The sequence below is a fragment of the Arthrobacter sp. HMWF013 genome, assembly GCF_003061105.1.
GTDB lineage: Bacteria > Actinomycetota > Actinomycetes > Actinomycetales > Micrococcaceae > Arthrobacter.
In genome coordinates this window covers 1,010-5,816 of the sequence record NZ_QAIQ01000614.1, presented here as the reverse complement: position 1 = coordinate 5,816, position 4,807 = coordinate 1,010, and the positions used below count along the sequence as shown (strand labels likewise).

Sequence of the window (4,807 nt, the reverse complement as noted above, 5' to 3'; positions counted from 1 at the left end):
GTCCTTACTGACTACACCCGCCGCTGGCCAGCAGCCGCTGACTGCCATTGCCTGTGTCCGGACCGTGCTGTGGACGCTTCAGGCGATCCGCCAGATCCGGCATTCCTCCGTGTTGATGGCCTTGCGCATTCCCGTGTGGTGGTCCATGATCCACACCACTCCGATGCCGGGTGCGGTTTCCTGGACGCTGCCGCGCCGGATGACGACGTCGTCGTAACTGGGGCCCACTGACAGGCGGGCTTCGATCTCGTCGCCGCGGTGGAGCTGGTCCAGGGCGCGGACTCGTGTCACATGGGTTCTGGCTTCCTTCAACATGGGGGCCTCCTGGCTGGAGCTGGGTGCCTGCGCTTGCGGACAACTCCAGTGTGGCGGGGCAATGTTGCGGCCGCATTTCCTCAGCGTTAGGGGCCGGTTAGTTCTCAGGCCGAAGTATTGCCGGGCCGTTGCCCTCAGGCCGCCAAGCGGGCGCGGTAGCCCGCCAGGAAGGTCGAGATCCTGCGGACCGCTTCCTCGATTTCCAGCGCGGTGGGAAGGATCACGAAACGGAAGTGGTCCGGCGCGGGCCAGTTGAACGCGGAGCCGTGCGAGACGAGGATCTTTTGGTCCTGAAGGAGATCAAGGACAAACTCCTCATCACTCCGGATCGGGTAAAGCTCAGGATCCAGGCGGGGAAAGAGGTACATGGCACCTGCGGCGGGGACGCACGTGACACCGGGGATTGCCGTCAGGAGGTTGAAGGCAAGATCCCGCTGTTCCCGCAGCCTGCCGCCGGGCCGGACCAGGGCATCGATGCTTTGGTAACCGCCGAGGCAGGTCTGGATTGCATGCTGGGCGGGGACGTTAGCGCACAGCCGCAGCGAAGCGAGCAGCTCCAGGCCTTCCCGGTAGTTCGCCGTGGCCGCCAGGGGGCCGGTGATGGCCACCCAGCCCGCCCGGTACCCGGGCATGCGGTAGGCCTTCGACAGTCCGCTGAAGGTCAGGCAGCAGACGTCTTCCGCCACCGACGCCGTATGGATGTGCTGCGCCTTCCCATACAGGACCTTCTCGTAGATTTCGTCGGAGAACAGGACAAGGTTGTGCTTGCGGGCAAGGGCGGCGAACTGCTCCAGGATCCGCCGCGGGTACACAGCGCCTGTGGGGTTGTTCGGATTGATGATCACGATGCCTTTGGTGCGCTCGGTGATCTTTGCCTCGACGTCGTCCATGTCCGGCCACCACTGCTCTGCCTCATCACACAGGTAGTGCACCGGCTTGCCGCCTGTGAGCGTCACGGCGGCCGTCCACAGCGGGTAGTCGGGGGCCGGGACGAGGATTTCGTCGCCGTTTTCCATGAACGCCTGCAGGCACATGGAGATCAGCTCGCTCACGCCGTTGCCGATGAAGATGTCCTCGACGCCGATCTGCATCAGTCCACGGGTCTGGTAGTACTGCGAGATGGCGGTGCGGGCCGAGAAAATGCCTTTGGAATCGCTGTAGCCCTGGGCGCCCCGCAGGTGATAGATCATGTCCACCACCACAGACTCGGGAGCTTCCAGTCCGAAGGGGGCGGTGTCCCCGAGATTCATTTTCAGGATCCGGTGCCCCTCGGCCTCCATCTTTTTGGCCGCCTGGAGAATCGGGCCGCGGAGTTCATACCGGACATTCTGGAGCTTGCTGGAGTGCTGCATCATGCGCATGACTGATCATTTCACAGGGTGCCGGGTAACTGCCGAACTGCCAGCCCGGAGTCAGCCACGCACACGGGGTCAGATACGGCGGTCACCCGGCCGCTGGATCCTGAACCAGCGGTAGCCGTAACGGCCCAGCTCAAGCGTGAAGCCGCCGTCGGCCTCCAACGGCACGTTGTCGCCGTCGAGCAGATCCAGCAGGATGGCACCGTCAAACGCCTCCTGGGGATCTTCCGGCGAGGAGACCTTTGCTGTGACGGCCGCCGGCTGGGCGGCCAGATTGTGGGCCACCACCATTGTTGAACCGGCGCGCGTGCAGCTGTGCAGGAGCACCCCCGGATCTGGCTGTTTGATGAGTTCGAAGTCCCCCCAGCTGAGCTCGGGGCTCTCCCGGTAGCGCCGGATGAGCGTGGCAATGAAATTCCACAGCGAATCGGGGTCCCTGACGGCCTGCGCCGCGTTGATGTTCTTCGGCCCGAAGTAGCCTTCAACCACCTGCGCTACCAGCTTGTCGGCGGGAGCGGTGGAGAATCCGCCGTTGTCGGTGTCATTCCACTGCATCGGCGATCGTACGGCCGAGCGGCCCTCGGCACGCAGGTCCTCACCCATGCCGATCTCCTCGCCATAGAAAAGGACAGGTGTTCCGGGGAGTGAGAACATCAGCGAATAGACCATGCGCAGCCGGGCGGGATCGCCGTCGAGCATCGGCGGAAGGCGACGCCGGAGGCCGCGTCCGTACATCTGCATGGCCGGGTCCGCGCCAAACGCTGCGAAAACTTCCTCACGCTCGTCGTCGGTGAGTTTGTCCAGCGTCAGTTCGTCGTGGTTGCGCACGAACATTGCCCACTGGTTATCCGGATGGATGTCGGGCCTGGCGGCGAGGGCTTTGGCCAACGGGCGGGCATCCTCCCTGGCCAGCGAGAGGTACAGGTTCTGCATGCTCAGGAAGTCGAACTGCATGTTCAGCTCGTTGCCCTCGGGCCCGCCGAAGTACTTCACCTGCTCCTTGTACGGGAGGTTGACCTCGCCCAGGAGCACTGCGCTCCCGTTGCGCCGGTTCAGGAAGCTGCGCAGGGCTGCCAGGTAGTCGTGCGGATCGATCTTCGCCGCATCATCCTTGGACACCCCCTGCAATTCCAGGAAGAACGGCACGGCATCCAAGCGAAAACCGTCCAGTCCCATCTGCAGCCAGAAACCCATGGATTTGGCGATCTCGTCCCGGACCTTAGGGTTGGCGACGTTCAGGTCCGGCTGGTGCTTGGCGAACATGTGAAGGTACCACTCGCCGGTGGCCTTGTCCTGGGTCCAGATGGACGTTTCCTCACCGGGGAACACCACCTGTTCGGAGGTGTCCGGGGGAGTGTCTTTCCGCCACACGTAGTAATCGCGGTAGGGGTTGTCCGCGGACTTCCGGGATTCCTTGAACCACGGGTGCTTGTCCGAGGTGTGGTTGATGACGTAGTCCGCGATCACCCGCATTCCCCGGTCCTTGGCGGTCCGGATGAACTCCACCACGTCGCCCAGTGTGCCGAGTCGTGGATCCACGCCGTACATGTCGGTGATGTCATAGCCGTCATCCCTGTCCGGGGACGGGTAGAAAGGCATCAGCCAGATACAGGTAACGCCCAGTGCTGCGAGGTAGTCCACCCGCTGGGTGAGGCCGGCGAAGTCACCGGTGCCGTCGCCGTCGTCGTCGAAGTAGGTCTCAGGGTCCAGGCAGTAGATGACGGCATTTTTCCACCAGAGGTCAGACGTTTGCGCGATTCTCATGGCGTGCTCTCCTTGACGGCTGACTCGGGCGCGGGGGATTCCTGCACGGGTGACCACAGCAGAGGTTTGGGGCGCAACTGCGGCAGGACATCCGCTGCAAAGGCGTCGATGAACGGGGCCTGGTCCTGCCCCACGAAGTGCAGGTAGAGCTCGTCGAAGCCCAGGTCGGCGTAGCCGGCCAGCCACTCCGCGTGCTGGTGCAGGCTGGCCGAGACGTTCACGGATTTGCGGACCTGATCCTCGCCGATGTGGGCGCTCACGCCGTCGAAATGCCCCGCCGTGGGGAGATCCCACGGGACGGGCGGGGCGAAGGTGTTGGTGCGCCATTGGTCCATGGCGACGGCCACGGCTTCCTGTTCACGCGGAGCCCACGACAAGTGGACCTGCAGCACCGCCTTACCTCTGCCGCCGTGGTCCCGGTAGGCGGCCAGCATGTCCTTCAGCTTTTCTGCAGGCTGGTTCACCGTCACCAGGCCGTCCGCCCAGCCCGCAGCGCGGCGCGCGGTGTCCACGCTGATGGCCGGCGCGATCAGCTGCGGGGCAGGATCCGGCACATCCCAGATCCGGGCCTGCTCCACGGTCACCAGCCCGTGATGGGTCACTTCCCCGCCACGGTGCAGCCGCCGGATGATGTCCACGCACTCTTCAAGCCGCTGCTGCCGGGTTTCCTTGGGCGGCCAGGCATCACCGGTGACGTGCTCGTTCATGTTCTCGCCGCTGCCCGGGGCCAGCCAGAACCGGCCCGGAAACATGCTGGCCAAGGTGGCCGAAGCGTGGGCAATGATGGCGGGGTGGTAACGCTGGCCGGGGGCCGTCACCACACCGAATTTCAGCGACGTGGTGGCCAGCGCGGCGCCCAGCCAGGACCAGGCGAACCCGGAGTGCCCCTGCCTGGCCGACCATGGCTCGATGTGGTCCGAGCACATGGCGGCGTCAAAGCCGGCCTGCTCCGCGTGCTGGACGTCCTTGAGCAGTTGTCCGGGACTGATCTGTTCATGGGAAGCGTGAAATCCGATAGTGGGCATCGTTAAGGTCTACCGTCCCGCGGTGTGCAGTGTCGAGGCCCTCAACTGGGCTTTTGCCGACGAAGGCCTTTCGCAGCCGCCGTGGCCGGGCAAGAATGGGCACTATGGACCTTCCCGTGATGCCTCCCGTTTCGCCCATGCTCGCAAAATCCGTCAGTGGTGTGCCGGACGGCGACCTGAGCTACGAACCAAAATGGGACGGCTTCCGGTCCATCATTTTCCGCGACGGCGATGAGGTGGAGATCGGCAGCCGCAACGAGAAACCCATGACCCGGTATTTTCCTGAGCTGGTGGTGGCCCTGAAGGAGAACCTGCCGCCCCGCTGTGTGGTGGACGGCGAGATTG

At 64.3% G+C, this 4,807-nt stretch carries 5 protein-coding genes; 1 reads left to right on the top strand and 4 read right to left on the bottom strand.

All coding sequences use genetic code 11. The features are described 5' to 3' along the window. Positions 1–78 precede the first annotated feature (78 nt). The 4 genes from DBR22_RS20535 to DBR22_RS20520 form a co-directional block, all read right to left on the bottom strand. Positions 79–315 carry a hypothetical protein gene (locus DBR22_RS20535; protein ID WP_108600514.1) on the bottom strand — a complete coding sequence of 79 codons (237 nt, stop codon included), beginning with the start codon at positions 313–315 and terminating at the stop codon, positions 79–81. Positions 316–449: 134 nt separating this feature from the next. Next, positions 450–1,676 carry a pyridoxal phosphate-dependent aminotransferase gene (locus DBR22_RS20530; RefSeq protein ID WP_108600513.1) on the bottom strand — a complete coding sequence of 409 codons (1,227 nt, stop codon included), beginning with the start codon at positions 1,674–1,676 and terminating at the stop codon, positions 450–452. A gap of 69 nt (positions 1,677–1,745) precedes the next feature. After that, entirely contained in the window at positions 1,746–3,437 is a 1,692-nt protein-coding gene (locus DBR22_RS20525; RefSeq protein ID WP_108600512.1) for an alpha-amylase family protein, read from the bottom strand. Further along, positions 3,434–4,462 (bottom strand): TIGR03885 family FMN-dependent LLM class oxidoreductase, encoded by a 1,029-nt coding sequence (locus DBR22_RS20520; RefSeq protein ID WP_108600511.1) that lies wholly within the window; start codon positions 4,460–4,462, stop codon positions 3,434–3,436. The genes DBR22_RS20525 and DBR22_RS20520 overlap by 4 nt, the downstream gene beginning before the upstream one ends. 104 nt (positions 4,463–4,566) lie before the next feature. Here DBR22_RS20520 and DBR22_RS24890 point away from each other — a divergent pair. Beyond that, on the top strand, positions 4,567–4,807 hold a 241-nt coding region (locus tag DBR22_RS24890; RefSeq protein WP_441296254.1), incomplete at its 3' end, for an ATP-dependent DNA ligase.

Coding starts and splice junctions, on each gene's coding strand:
- DBR22_RS20535 (WP_108600514.1), bottom strand. CDS start 315: ATGTTGAAGGAAGCCAGAACCCATGTGACACGAGTCCGCGCCCTGGAC.
- DBR22_RS20530 (WP_108600513.1), bottom strand. CDS start 1,676: ATGCGCATGATGCAGCACTCCAGCAAGCTCCAGAATGTCCGGTATGAA.
- DBR22_RS20525 (WP_108600512.1), bottom strand. CDS start 3,437: ATGAGAATCGCGCAAACGTCTGACCTCTGGTGGAAAAATGCCGTCATC.
- DBR22_RS20520 (WP_108600511.1), bottom strand. CDS start 4,462: ATGCCCACTATCGGATTTCACGCTTCCCATGAACAGATCAGTCCCGGA.